The following is a 12,581-nucleotide window of genomic DNA, read 5'->3' as shown; positions in this document are numbered from 1 at the left end:
CAAAATTTGGTAAAGGAATAAATTATGCGCGTTGTATCTGGCATTCAGCCAACCGGAAATTTGCATTTAGGCAATTATCTGGGCGCAATTAAAAATTGGGTAAAAATGCAGGAACAGGGCGAATGCTATTTCTTCCTTGCCGATTTACACGCCATTACCGTTTATAATGAACCCAATATCCTACGCGCCAACACCCGCGAAATGGCCGCCGCGCTTATCGCTGCAGGGATTGATGCCGACAAATCTGTTTTATTTAATCAGGCCCAAGTGCCCGGCCATGCCGAGCTAGCATGGTTATTATTTTGCACCGCGCGCATCGGTTGGTTAAACCGCATGACCCAATTTAAGGAAAAATCGGGTAAAAATCGCGAAGGCGCCAGTGTCGGCCTATATGCCTATCCCGTGTTACAGGCGGCCGATGTGTTAATTTATCAGGCAAGCCATGTTCCCGTGGGCGAAGATCAAAAACAACATTTGGAACTAGCCCGCGATATCGCCACCAAATTTAATACTGATAATAATAAAGAAATCTTCACCCTGCCTGAACCGTTTATTTCCGGTCCTGCTGCGCGGGTTATGTCGCTGCGGGATGGAGCATCCAAAATGTCAAAATCCGACCCAAGCGAAGCAAGCCGGATAAATTTGTCCGATGATGATGATGTGATTGTGCAAAAAATTCGTAAAGCAAAAACCGATGCAGAGGCATTGCCCGAGACGATGGACGAATTAAAAGACCGTAATGAGGCACGCAATCTTATCGCCATTTGGGCGGCATTGGACAATGTTGAACCGCAAAAAATATTGGATCAATTTGCGGGCCAAGGATTTGGCGCGTTTAAACCCGCACTTGCCGATAGGTTGGTCGCCGCAATGAATCCGATAAGGACTAAATTTGTTGAATTGAAACAAGATATTGACACAATTGACGCAATTTTGGCCAAGGGTGCGGAAAAAGCACGCGAAACAGCCGCTCCCACCGTTAATGCCGCCTATGAAGCAATGGGGCTATTGAGGTAAATATTTAAATAATGGCCATTTGTTAAAGACAGGTTCAGCCAATATCATCTATGCTAGTTGATAATCGCAATTTTGCGACTATCTATTATCAATGGGCATATTTGAATAGGAGGCCATGAACATGATTAAATTTTCATCCATAAAGGGGTTGGCTTCGCTTATCATTTTGACCGCATCAGCCTTCACCCTTTCCGCCTGTGCATCAAATTTCAATGCCAACGTATCGCGTTTCCAACAAATGCCCGCGCCAACGGGGCAAAGCTTTGCCGTCATGGCGGCTGACCCGAAAAATGAAGGCGGCATTGAATTTGGCCTATATGCAGCAGAGGTTAGCGCAGAGATGCAGCGTTTGGGCTATACCCCCATAGATGATAGCAGCAATGCCGATTTAATCGTTAAATTTGATTATAGCATTGATAAGGGCAAGGAACGTTTCCTGCGCAGCCGCGATCCATTTTATGACCCATATTGGGGATATGGACGCGGATATTCGCGTCCCGTTGTCGTGCGCACCCGTCATGGATATCGATATATTAGCGGCTATTATGATCCATTTTTATTCGGATCGGATGGATTTGGCCGTGATGATAGCTTTACCGTTTTTACCAGCGGAATAGACATTACCATCAACAACCGTGTCAGCGGAGAGCGTTTATTTGAGGGCAAGGCGGAGGCCAAATCCCGTTCAAACAGATTGCAATATTTGGTGCCAAATCTGGTCGAGGCGATGTTCACCGACTTTCCAGGCAATAGCGGCGAAACGGTTCGCATTTCCGTCGCCCCAGAAAAGGATTAACCGCTTTTTCTGTCGGTTAAAAATGGCAATTATTTAAAGAAAAAGGGCTGGCAATTGCCGGCCCTATTTTATCCATATCATTAAAATATAATTTTACCCTAAAAATAAGTGGCGCTGTTATCATGCCTCCAATTGGCGGATAAGCGTGCGCACATCATTGTCCATATCACTATCCGATTGGCGCAATTGCTCCACCAATCGCACGGCATGAATCACCGTGCTATGGTCACGACCTCCAAATTTACGGCCAATTTCTGGATAAGAACGCGGCGTCATCACCTTTGCAATATACATGGCCACCTGACGCGGGCGCACAACGGCACGGGCACGGCGTTTTGATGACATTTCGCTGCGGTCTATACGGAAATATTCGCTGACCGCGCGCTGCACCTCATCAATGGTAATACGGCGGCGGCAAGCGGATAATATATCCTTTAACTGCTCCTCCGCCAATGCGCGCGATACAGGACGGCCCGTTAATTGCGAATAAGCCAGCAATTTATTCAAACCGCCCTCTAACTCACGGACATTGCGGCTTATCGTGCGGGCCAGAAACTCGACCACATCTTCGCCAACCGAAATTTCGGGCATTTGCGAAAGACGCAGGTTCAAAATGGCGCGGCGTAGATCAAGGTCGGCCGATTGAATATCAGCAACCAATCCCATGGACAGGCGCGATAATATACGTTGATGCACGCCGTCCAGCGCCTGTGGTGCGCGGTCGGCCGCCACTACCAATCTTTTCCCTGCGCCCATAATTGAATCTATGGTGTGCAAAAATTCTTCCTGTGTGGACACTTTGCCAACAATGAATTGAATATCATCGATTAACAAAATATCTGCACTGCGCAATCGCGCCTTAAATTCCATCACTTCTTTGCGGCGCATCGCGGTCACAAATTCCATCATGAAACGTTCCGCCGGCATGTAAATGACGGTCGCATTGGGATGAAGCTGGCGATATGCATGGCCAATGGCGTGCATTAAATGGGTTTTTCCCTGCCCTGTCGCAGCTTGAAGATAAAGCGGAGAGAATAGTGGCTTTTCCTCTGCCGCCATACGTTCCGCAGCGGTAAGGGCAAGCGCATTGCCATCACCTTTTACAAAATTTGCAAAGGTAAAGCGCGGATCCAAACCGCTTTCATTATAGGCGAAAATTTGATCCGATTGGGGCTTTTCAATATCTTGTTTTTCAATTTTGCTTTTAATAGTTTCAATTTTTGCCGCGCCTGCGCGGGCGCGAAATTTGACCTGGCGAACCGAAGGATCGGCATGACGCCATGCCATACGGATACGGTCACCATAATGATCCGACACCCAATTTGCCGAAAAATCTGTGCCCAGCACCATTTCAATAGTGCCGGTCAAGTCGCAAAACTCACCCACAACAATGGGCCGAATCCATTGGCCATAGATTCGTGCACCCAAATCACGGCGCAGACCGGAACGGATTAAGTCCCAATGCTGCGCCATTTGGCCATCAACCTTATCATCGGCTTTATGATCAGAAATGGTCAAATCTGCGTCATGCAAATCAGCATTAATGCTGCCCATAATGGGCATAATTTGACCGTCCTTTATATTCACCCCAAACACCCCTTAATTCTTCAATTTGCGGCTCATATAAATAATTTGCAGATTATCTCACGTAATCCTGCGCGCAAATATTTAAAATATGCCGTCATTATATGCATAATGGGCGGCGAATATATCCAATCCAAACAGACGCAGAAATTATGCGTAAGATTTTCAATATTTTTTTGAACCGAAGATGGAATCATCTTTAATCGAAAACTTATCTAAGCGGCATTTTTGGATTCTATCAATAGCTTGGCTGTAAAAAAAATGAAATAAACCCTATTGACTCGGTGCGCGCCTTATTTTGCGTTATAAATCAATTAAGCTATTGTAAATATTATATTTATATAGGGATGGTTAATAAGCCATTATCCGAATCGCAGCATTTGCGTTCTGTTCTTTTATCAATAATGGCTAACCATCTATTCAGCCAAGGCGAAGAATTATGGATGGGCGCGGCCTTAGGCGGCGAAAGCTGTAAAATGGCTTATCCATAGCTTATCATTAACAGCTTGGCCTGCTGCGAATCGGCATTAAAATCGGCAAAATATAATAAAAGCCCGCTATGCGGACATAGCAGGCTAAAATATTTTTTAATAAGTGCGAAATCGCAATTATAAATTATGCCAAAGCGGCAACGCGCTTGTTCAAACGGCTATATTTACGTGATGCGGTATTTTTATGAACCACGCCGCGTGCAACACCGCGCGCCAATTCTGGCTGAACAATTGCAAGTGCTTCGCTGGCCGCTTTTTTGTCGCCTGCTTCAAGAGCCGATTCCACATTTTTAATATATGTGCGAATGCGGCTAACGCGGTTTTTGTTAATAACCGTGCGGCGTTCGTTGCGACGGATGCGTTTACGTGCTTGCGGCGTATTTGCCATAAATGATACCTCAAAAAATAATGCAAAATAAAGGGCGAGTAGCAAGACTCGTCCAAATCAGATGTGGCCTTTACCTTCCTTGCCCACCCGCGTCAATGTAAATTCACAAATTTATACCTAATTATATCTGCCATCTTTCATTATTTTTGGCATTTGGGGCATAAAAAACTCGACCTGCCCTGCTGTGTGATGCGAATAATAATATCACCACATTTACATTGCTGACCTTCGCGGCCATAAACGCTCCATTGGTGCGAAAAATATCCCAGTTCCCCGTCCGGCGCGGCAAAATCGCGTAAAGACGACCCACCAGCGGCAATAGCACGTTCCAAAATTTCCTTTATCGCCTCCACCAACGCCTTAATTTTGTTTATTTTAATGACATAAGCCAATTTTTGTGGATGCAAACCCACGGCATATAATGCCTCACATACATAAATATTGCCAAGCCCCGCGACAATATTTTGGTTAAGCAGCGCCGCCTTTATGGTGCATTTTTTGTCTTTTAACGACGCGTGCAGCATGGCGGCATTAAATTCACCGCCCAATGGCTCAGGCCCCATTTTCACAAAGGGCGGATATTCATTTATTTCAGACGCGGGCAATATGTCCACACTGCCAAAACGGCGCGGGTCGTTTAATGCCAATAATCGGCCATCATCAGTTCCCAATAATAAATGATCATGTTTTTCAATTTCATCCACATCTACGCGCCATTTGCCCGACATACCCAAATGGAAAATCATCACATCATCGCGGTCGGTAAAGATTAGGCCATATTTGGCCCTTCGGCTTAATTTGGTGACAAAAGCGCCCTCCATCCTTTGACGTAAATCAGGCGGAAATGGCCAGCGCAAATTATCGCGCCTTGTCTCCACCCTTGTCAAACGTCGGCCCTGTAAAAAATGGACCAATCCGTTTATTGTCGTTTCCACCTCAGGTAATTCTGGCACAATCGCTCCAATATCGTAAAAAATATGGTTTCTATTTGCCCGATCATCCTTATCTAGATAAAGGCAATGGACGCAACAAATCATAAGTGCATAAAGGATATTTTATGGCCGACAAAGTTTCATTTGGATATGAAGAAATTGATGCCAGTGAGAAAACAGGCCGTGTGGGCCATGTCTTTTCCAATGTTGCGCGTAATTATGACATGATGAATGATGCCATGTCGGGCGGGTTACACCGTTTGTGGAAGGATAAATTTGTCCGCAAAATTAACCCACGTAATGGCGAGGATATTTTGGACATGGCGGGCGGCACGGGCGATATTGCGTTTCGTATGGAACCATCGGGCGCAAATATTACCGTGTCGGATATTAACCAAGACATGCTCGACGTTGGCATTGAACGCGCAATGGAACGCGGGTTGGATGGCCTTGTCTGGTCACGTCAAAATGCTGAGGAGCTAAGCTTTCCCGACATGCATTTTGACGCATATAGCATTGCATTTGGGATTAGGAATGTGACCGATATACCCAAGGCATTGCGTGAAGCACATCGTGTATTGCGATATGGCGGACGTTTTTTCTGTCTTGAATTTTCCACCATGGAATGGCCCGGCATGGCCAAAATATATGACCAATATTCACATAAAATCGTTCCTAAATTGGGCAAATTATTGGCCGATGATGAAGATAGCTATCGTTATTTAATCGAATCCATCCGCCGTTTTCCCGACATGCCAACATTTCAAAATATGATAAAAGATGCCGGCTTTACCCAAACAAAGGTCACCCCCATTTTGGGCGGACTTGTCGCCATTCACAGCGGATGGAAAGTATAAACTAGGCATATGACAAAGGCATCTACGCATATTTATCGCCTAATCAAATGGGGGCGTATCCTTGCCAAACATGGCGCATTGCGCGGGTTGGAGGCAGATCGCAACACCCCGCCACAGGTCAAAAGATTGTTCCGCATTGCCCGTTTTGGCACAATACAACCAAAAGAGCCGGACTATGCCGGCGCGTTTAAGGCGATTGGCCCTGCGGCCATTAAATTAGGACAAACTTTGGCCACTCGCCCCGATATTATTGGTGCAGAGGCGGCCCAAAATTTGCTGACTTTACAGGACCAACTCCCCCCCGCATCATTTGACGATATTTATGCCGAAATTGACAGCAGCCTGAACGCCCCTGCGGATCAACTGTTCAGCCAAATTGACCCCATTCCCGTGGGCGCGGCATCCATAGCACAGGTGCACCGCGCCATTACAAATGAGGGTAAACAGGTCGCGGTAAAGGTATTGCGCCCTGGAATTCGCGAACAATTTGCCCGTGATATTGAAACCTATGAATGGGCGGCTGTACATTTAGAGGCATTGGGTGGAGAGGCGGCCCGCCTGCGCCCGCAATTGGTGATTGCCAATTTGAAACGTTGGACATTAAGGGAGCTGGATTTAAGGCGGGAAGCCGCCAACGCGTCAGAACTGCATGAAATGATGGACGGGGTTGATGGATATAGCATCCCCAAAATTGATTGGGACAGGACATCAGGTCGCGTCATGACTTTGCAATGGGTTAATGGCACCAAAATTTCCAATATTGATGCGTTAAAAGCCGCCGGACATGATTTGAATAAAATTGCCGAAAAATTGGTTTTAACCTTTCTGAACCAAGCCATAGCAGAGGGATATTTCCATGCCGACATGCATCAGGGCAATTTATTTGTACAAGATGATGGAACGATTGTCGCCATTGATTTTGGTATTATGGGGCGGATAAATAAACAGGCTCGTTTCTGGCTTGCCGAAATTTTATATGGCCTGACCACTGGAAATTATAAGCGCGTGGCCGAAATCCATTTTGAGGCGCAATATGTGCCAAGCTATCATAATGTGGATGAATTTGCGACGGCCCTTCGCGCGGTGGGTGAACCGACACGCGGCAAACCCGTTGCGGAATTAAGCGTGGGGCAAATGTTGGACAGCCTGTTCGCCATTACCCGTGATTTTGACATGGAAACGCAGCCTCATTTATTATTACTGCAAAAAACCATGGTCATGGTGGAAGGGATAGCGACCAGTTTAAACCCGCAAATTAATATGTGGGATGTTTCCGCCCCCTATATTCGTGATTGGATTCGCGATGAATTAGGGCCAGAGGCAATGATTGCCGATGGGTTAAAAAAACAGGCCGATACATTAAAACTTATCCCCGATATTATCCGCCGATTGGATGATCAATTGCCGAAAAAGGGCGGCGCTCCCGAAGCCCCGCCCCTGCCCCCTGTGAAATTGATTTGGGATAAAAAATCACATGGTAACGGATTTTGGAAATATGCCTTTACCGCCATTATCGCCGGTGTAATTGGCGCGGTAGCCATGGGGCAATGGGGATGAATGGCATAAATAAATTGAATGATGAAGTTATTAAAATCCTTCGACAATCTGAAAAAGATATGCCTGATTGTGGCCAGCACGCATATAGTACCCCGCGCTCAGATGAGAGAAATGAGCATAGGTCGTATGTTGAACTAACCGCGATTGAAGAATCTTATGAATGGATAATGAAACGCGATGGGCTACCCAATATCTGTAGCATTGAAATGTGTGACCCACCTGATGCCACATTAAAATTGGAAGATGGCAACGAGATTTGTGCTGAATTCACAAATATTATTCACGAACAAACGATGCGCCGCATGAAATATCTGCAAAAAACAGGCGATATTGTCAGATATTATTTTAACTGGACGCCAGAAACATTTCAAGAATGCCTTACGCGTCAAATACGCAAGAAAGAAATAGCATTTAGAGAACATCTACTTAAATCGAAAGTCAGTCGCCCTTTAATGTTAGTATGTGGTTCAGATGGTGTTTACTCAACACCGCTGCTCGTCAATGGCTATACAATAAATAGCGATATTTTTGATTATATCCTACTACATTTTGGTTATAGTCCAAGTTTAAGTTCACAAGATTATTTAATTATTGATATTAAAAGCAATGTTTGACAGGCATCCATTATACACATATATTATGCGCATAAAGGATGCGATATGAACAAACCTGCAATATCAAAAAAAGATGCTACGAAAAAACCGACCAATGTGTCGTTAAATACCCAGCTTGTCGCCCAAGCCAAATCGCTTAACATCAACATTTCCAGCGCATGTGAACGCGGCCTAAACGAAGAAGTACGCCATGCAATTGAGGTAAAATGGAAATTGGAAAATAAGGCCGCAGTGGAAAGTTGGAATGATTGGATACAGGAAAGTGGCATGCCATATGATGAATATCGTCAAATTTAATGGCGCGATTTGACGTATATTATGGTGCAAGCGGCAAGGGATATTTGCTGGATTGCCAAACCGAAATCTTAAAAGATTTTGATACCCGCATTGTTGTGCCGCTTTTGCCCCATAGTGGAATGACCGCTGTAACCCGCCTTCATCCAACCTTTGAAATAAAGGGACAGCAATATATTTTATCAACACAATTGATATTTGCCATTCCGCGCAATAGACTATCAAAGCCTATTGCTAATTTATCCAAACATAGTTTTGAGATTATTGACGCGCTTGATATGTTGATCAGTGGATATTGAACCTATGACTGAAAAATCCATCCTGCTTATCGTTTCTGGCGGCATTGCGGCATATAAATCATTGGAGCTGGTCCGTTTATTGAAAAAACAGGGCGTATCGGTCCGTGCGGTGATGACCAAAAGCGCGGCCGAATTTGTTACGCCATTGTCGCTTGGCGTTTTGACCGAGGATCATGTTTATGGCAATATGTTCGACCTGAAGGAAGAAAGCGAAATTGGCCATATTCAATTATCGCGTCAGGCCGATTTAATTGTCATTTGCCCCGCCACGGCCAATATCATGGCCAAAATGGCGGCGGGCATTGCCGATGATTTGGCGACCACCATCTTGCTTGCCACCGATAAGCCCGTGCTTGCCGTGCCCGCCATGAATGTGCGGATGTGGCAACATGCCGCAACGCAGCGCAATATGAAAATATTGGCTGATGATGGCATCAATATCATGCAACCCGATGAAGGTGACATGGCATGCGGCGAATATGGTCCAGGCCGCCTGCCCGATCCGGAAAAAATTACCACGCATATAATGTCGATGTTGGGCAGCACGCATATTGTGCACGCGCCCCTTGCCGGACAGCCCGATTTTGCAGAGCATCAGCATCGCCCCCTATATGGCAAAAAAATTGTTATCACCGCTGGCCCAACGCATGAACCCATTGATCCGGTGCGCTATATCGCCAATCGGTCCTCCGGTCGTCAGGGTTTCGCCATTGCAGAGGCAGCGGCGGAGGCCGGCGCAGAGGTTATTTTGGTGGCAGGTCCGGTGCATTTAACAACGCCAGCAGGGGTTATCCGCATGGATGTGGAAAGCGCGCGTGACATGGAACGGGCGGTTCAAAATGCCATGCCATGCGATGTTGCCATCATGGTCGCCGCCGTTGCCGATTGGCGCACCGCAGATGCCGCCGATCAAAAAATTAAGAAAAATGGCGATGCTCCAGCGCCCCTAAAGCTGACCGAAAATCCTGATATTTTGACGGGATTGGCCAAAAGCAATCACCGCCCGCCCCTTTTAATCGGCTTTGCGGCGGAAACCGAAAAATTATCCCAACATGCGGCGGCTAAGCTTGCCAAAAAAGGGTGCGATTGGATTGTTGCCAATGATGTGTCGGGTGATGTGATGGGCGGCGATAATAACCAAATTTTGCTGGTCACCCAAAATGGCAATGAACAATGGGCCGATGCGCCCAAACATGTGGTGGCAAGGAAATTAATTGCCAAAATTGCCGAGCATTTTCAAAAATAATATTTCAAATTTTCGGGGGAAATAATGTCTGAAACCATCTTGCAAATTAAAAGATTAAATCATGGTGCGGGCCTGCCCCTGCCCAAATATGAAAGCGCGGGCGCAGCAGGCATGGATATTTGTGCCGCCGAAAATATCACCCTGCGCGTGGGCCGCCACGCCGCCATTGCCACAGGATTGTCGATGGCTGTCCCCCCAGGTTTTGAGGTTCAGGTGCGCCCGCGCTCCGGCCTTGCCTTTAAAAATGGGATAACCGTTTTGAACAGCCCCGGCACAATAGACAGCGATTATCGCGGTGAAGTGAAGGTGATATTGATCAATTTGGGTGAGGATGATTTTGCCATTAAACGCGGTGACCGTATCGCCCAAATCATTGTCGCACCGGTGACACAGGCAAAAATTGCCGAAGTCGAGATTTTGGACGATACCGTGCGCGGAACGGGCGGATTTGGCTCAACGGGCGTATAATCATCTGCATCAATCATCCAATAATGTGGTAATCAAGCAGATTAAAATTGTGGCATTTTGGGTTATTTTATGACAAATTATTTTTTATAATAAATTTGATCCATGTAGGAGTGAGAGCAATGATTATATCAGCATTATTTTTAAGCAGCATGATTAACGCCGAGCCAGTTAAATATGCGCCCGCATTGCCAGAAAATTTATCTGAGGTCGAAGAAGCAATTTGGCACAAAAAACCCAAAGCAACAAAGGCCAGCATCAATAAAGTGCAAAAAATTGCAAAGGCCAATGGATGTAAGCCCGCCACGCCCATTAAACATTATGAAGCGTTCAAAATTGTGGTTTTATTATTGGTCGATGAAAAGGGCAATGTAAAACAAATGACCCCTGTGGCCAATGGATGTGCAGCAGTGGAGGAATTTGGCGCAAACCAATTACGTGAAAAAATTGGTGATTTGCGATCAAAACCACTTGGCAATAAAGATAAATGGTATAGGGCCAGCATCCTATATAATTGGTAAAAAATAAATTCGTGGATATTACAGATAAACAGCTTGAACGCTATGCCCGCCATATTGTGCTGAAAGATATTGGCGCAGTGGGGCAGCAAAAAATTATGTCCGCGCATATTTTGGTGGTGGGCGCGGGCGGCATTGGTTGCCCCGCATTACAATCTTTGGCCGCGGCTGGCATTGGCAAAATCACATTGTTTGACGATGATATTGTCAGCCTGTCCAACCTACAGCGTCAAATATTATTCACCGAAAATGATATCGGTAAATTTAAGGTGGATGTAGCCACGCAACGGTTGAAACAACTCAATCCCGATATTGAAATAGTGCCAATAAAAAAACGACTTACCGCACAACATGACCGCAGCATTTTGGACGATGTTGATGTTGTGTTGGACGGATGCGATAATTTTGCCACGCGGTTATTGATCAATGATTTGTGCATTGAAACAAAAACCCCCTTGGTCAGCGCCGCCATCGGCCAATTTCAAGGACAGGTGGGCAGTTTTTTTGGATGGCAAGAGGCCGCGCCCTGTTATCGGTGTTTTGTGGGCGATGCATTTGATGCAGAGGATTGCGACACATGCAGCGATGTAGGCGTGCTTGGCGCAATGTGCGCGATGATTGCCAATTTTGCCGCGATGGAGGTGATACGCCTTATCACCAATTTTGGGGAAAGTCCCATGGGCAAAATCCATATTATTGACGGGTTAAAACCCGCCATGCGCGCGATGAAATTAACCAAAGATCCCAGCTGTAAAAGCTGTTCTGCTTAAAATTTAATAGGATAAAATCTCCTCCACCCATTTGGGAACAATTTGCGTTGCCGGCCCATATCGTGCCTCATCAAAATAATGGCTGCCTTTACTGGGCTCTAAATTTAACTCCAAAGTTGCAATGCCGTCCGCTTTTGCCCGCCGCACATATCCACCCGCCGGATAGACTGCGCCCGATGTGCCAATGGATACAAATAAATCCGCCCTGCGCAGCGCGGCATCAATTTCACCCAATTGATAGGGCATTTCCCCAAACCAAACAATGTCTGGGCGCAGCATATTGGGTTTATGACATGTTGGGCATGGCGGTCGATGGGCCAAATTTTCCCGCCAAAAATGCCGTTCACCACATGCCATGCACCATGCGGATAAATGCTCCCCATGCATATGGATAAGATAGGCATTTCCCTGTGACACTGCCCCGCCACGTTCATGCAAATCATCAACATTTTGCGTTATAATCGTCAAATCACCGTGCCACTCTCTACATAATTTGCCCAACGATATGTGCGCGGCATTTGGCTGAGCCTTTTGAATGGCTTCGCGCCGCACATCATAAAATTTATATACTAAATCTGGATTACGCTGAAACGCCTCTGGCGTGGCAACATCTTCTATCCGATGTTGTTCCCAAAGGCCGCCTTCGGACCGGAAAGTATCAATGCCGCTTTCTGCGCTAATCCCCGCGCCAGTTAATATGACTATATTGCTAAATTTATTCATCTGCCCCATGAAGCATAAAAATGCCAAAAT

Annotated in this window: 15 protein-coding genes; 11 read left to right on the top strand and 4 right to left on the bottom strand. The window is 46.0% G+C overall.

The genetic code is table 11. From position 1 onward, the window contains the following. Positions 1-24 precede the first annotated feature (24 nt). Complete coding sequence (gene trpS, locus LPB140_RS05805; RefSeq protein ID WP_072559036.1) at positions 25-1,017, top strand: tryptophan--tRNA ligase; 993 nt, start codon at positions 25-27, stop codon at positions 1,015-1,017. A 115-nt stretch (positions 1,018-1,132) separates the two neighbouring features. Further along, the gene (locus LPB140_RS05800) at positions 1,133-1,813 is read left to right on the top strand and encodes a DUF4136 domain-containing protein (RefSeq protein WP_418346542.1); all 681 of its coding nucleotides are present in this window, start codon (positions 1,133-1,135) and stop codon (positions 1,811-1,813) included. 120 nt (positions 1,814-1,933) lie between these two features. On the opposite strand, the gene dnaA is transcribed toward LPB140_RS05800, so the two are convergent. The 3 genes from dnaA to mutM all read right to left on the bottom strand — a co-directional run bounded on the left by dnaA (position 1,934) and on the right by mutM (position 5,229). Continuing rightward, complete coding sequence (gene dnaA / locus LPB140_RS05795; protein ID WP_072559034.1) at positions 1,934-3,367, bottom strand: chromosomal replication initiator protein DnaA; 1,434 nt, start codon at positions 3,365-3,367, stop codon at positions 1,934-1,936. A 645-nt stretch (positions 3,368-4,012) separates the two neighbouring features. Next, positions 4,013-4,276, bottom strand: a complete 264-nt coding sequence (gene rpsT, locus LPB140_RS05780; RefSeq protein WP_072560509.1) for a 30S ribosomal protein S20 — start codon at positions 4,274-4,276, stop codon at positions 4,013-4,015. 140 nt (positions 4,277-4,416) lie between these two features. Then, positions 4,417-5,229, bottom strand: a complete 813-nt coding sequence (gene mutM, locus LPB140_RS05775; RefSeq protein WP_072560506.1) for a bifunctional DNA-formamidopyrimidine glycosylase/DNA-(apurinic or apyrimidinic site) lyase — start codon at positions 5,227-5,229, stop codon at positions 4,417-4,419. Positions 5,230-5,333: 104 nt separating this feature from the next. Here mutM and LPB140_RS05770 point away from each other — a divergent pair, with 104 nt between their 5' ends. From LPB140_RS05770 to LPB140_RS05730, 9 genes are all read left to right on the top strand, one after another. Further along, positions 5,334-6,065 carry a class I SAM-dependent methyltransferase gene (locus LPB140_RS05770; protein WP_072560504.1) on the top strand — a complete coding sequence of 244 codons (732 nt, stop codon included), beginning with the start codon at positions 5,334-5,336 and terminating at the stop codon, positions 6,063-6,065. Between the two features lie 9 nt (positions 6,066-6,074). Next, positions 6,075-7,622 (top strand): 2-polyprenylphenol 6-hydroxylase, encoded by a 1,548-nt coding sequence (ubiB, locus tag LPB140_RS05765; RefSeq protein WP_072559031.1) that lies wholly within the window; start codon positions 6,075-6,077, stop codon positions 7,620-7,622. Continuing rightward, the gene (locus tag LPB140_RS05760) at positions 7,619-8,236 is read left to right on the top strand and encodes a hypothetical protein (RefSeq protein WP_072559030.1); all 618 of its coding nucleotides are present in this window, start codon (positions 7,619-7,621) and stop codon (positions 8,234-8,236) included. The genes ubiB and LPB140_RS05760 overlap by 4 nt, the downstream gene beginning before the upstream one ends. 45 nt (positions 8,237-8,281) lie before the next feature. Continuing rightward, positions 8,282-8,533: a type II toxin-antitoxin system CcdA family antitoxin gene (locus LPB140_RS05755; protein WP_072559029.1), complete on the top strand. Its 252-nt coding sequence runs from the start codon at positions 8,282-8,284 to the stop codon at positions 8,531-8,533. Next, complete coding sequence (locus tag LPB140_RS05750; protein ID WP_072559028.1) at positions 8,533-8,829, top strand: CcdB family protein; 297 nt, start codon at positions 8,533-8,535, stop codon at positions 8,827-8,829. The genes LPB140_RS05755 and LPB140_RS05750 overlap by 1 nt, the downstream gene beginning before the upstream one ends. Positions 8,830-8,833: 4 nt before the next feature. Beyond that, positions 8,834-10,075 (top strand): bifunctional phosphopantothenoylcysteine decarboxylase/phosphopantothenate--cysteine ligase CoaBC, encoded by a 1,242-nt coding sequence (gene coaBC / locus LPB140_RS05745; protein ID WP_072560502.1) that lies wholly within the window; start codon positions 8,834-8,836, stop codon positions 10,073-10,075. Between the two features lie 24 nt (positions 10,076-10,099). Further along, positions 10,100-10,543: a dUTP diphosphatase gene (gene dut / locus LPB140_RS05740; RefSeq protein ID WP_072559027.1), complete on the top strand. Its 444-nt coding sequence runs from the start codon at positions 10,100-10,102 to the stop codon at positions 10,541-10,543. Between the two features lie 119 nt (positions 10,544-10,662). Then, positions 10,663-11,061: a hypothetical protein gene (locus tag LPB140_RS05735; protein WP_072559026.1), complete on the top strand. Its 399-nt coding sequence runs from the start codon at positions 10,663-10,665 to the stop codon at positions 11,059-11,061. A gap of 11 nt (positions 11,062-11,072) precedes the next feature. Continuing rightward, positions 11,073-11,828, top strand: a complete 756-nt coding sequence (locus LPB140_RS05730) for a HesA/MoeB/ThiF family protein (RefSeq protein ID WP_198024180.1) — start codon at positions 11,073-11,075, stop codon at positions 11,826-11,828. Between the two features lie 3 nt (positions 11,829-11,831). On the opposite strand, the gene LPB140_RS05725 is transcribed toward LPB140_RS05730, so the two are convergent. Then, positions 11,832-12,551, bottom strand: a complete 720-nt coding sequence (locus LPB140_RS05725) for an NAD-dependent deacylase (protein WP_072559025.1) — start codon at positions 12,549-12,551, stop codon at positions 11,832-11,834. Positions 12,552-12,581: the final 30 nt, after the last annotated feature.

It is taken from the genome of Sphingorhabdus lutea (genome assembly GCF_001889025.1).
GTDB lineage: Bacteria > Pseudomonadota > Alphaproteobacteria > Sphingomonadales > Sphingomonadaceae > Sphingorhabdus_B > Sphingorhabdus_B lutea.
Note: the sequence above shows the minus strand (reverse complement) of the source record. Positions and strands in the feature narration are given on the sequence as shown.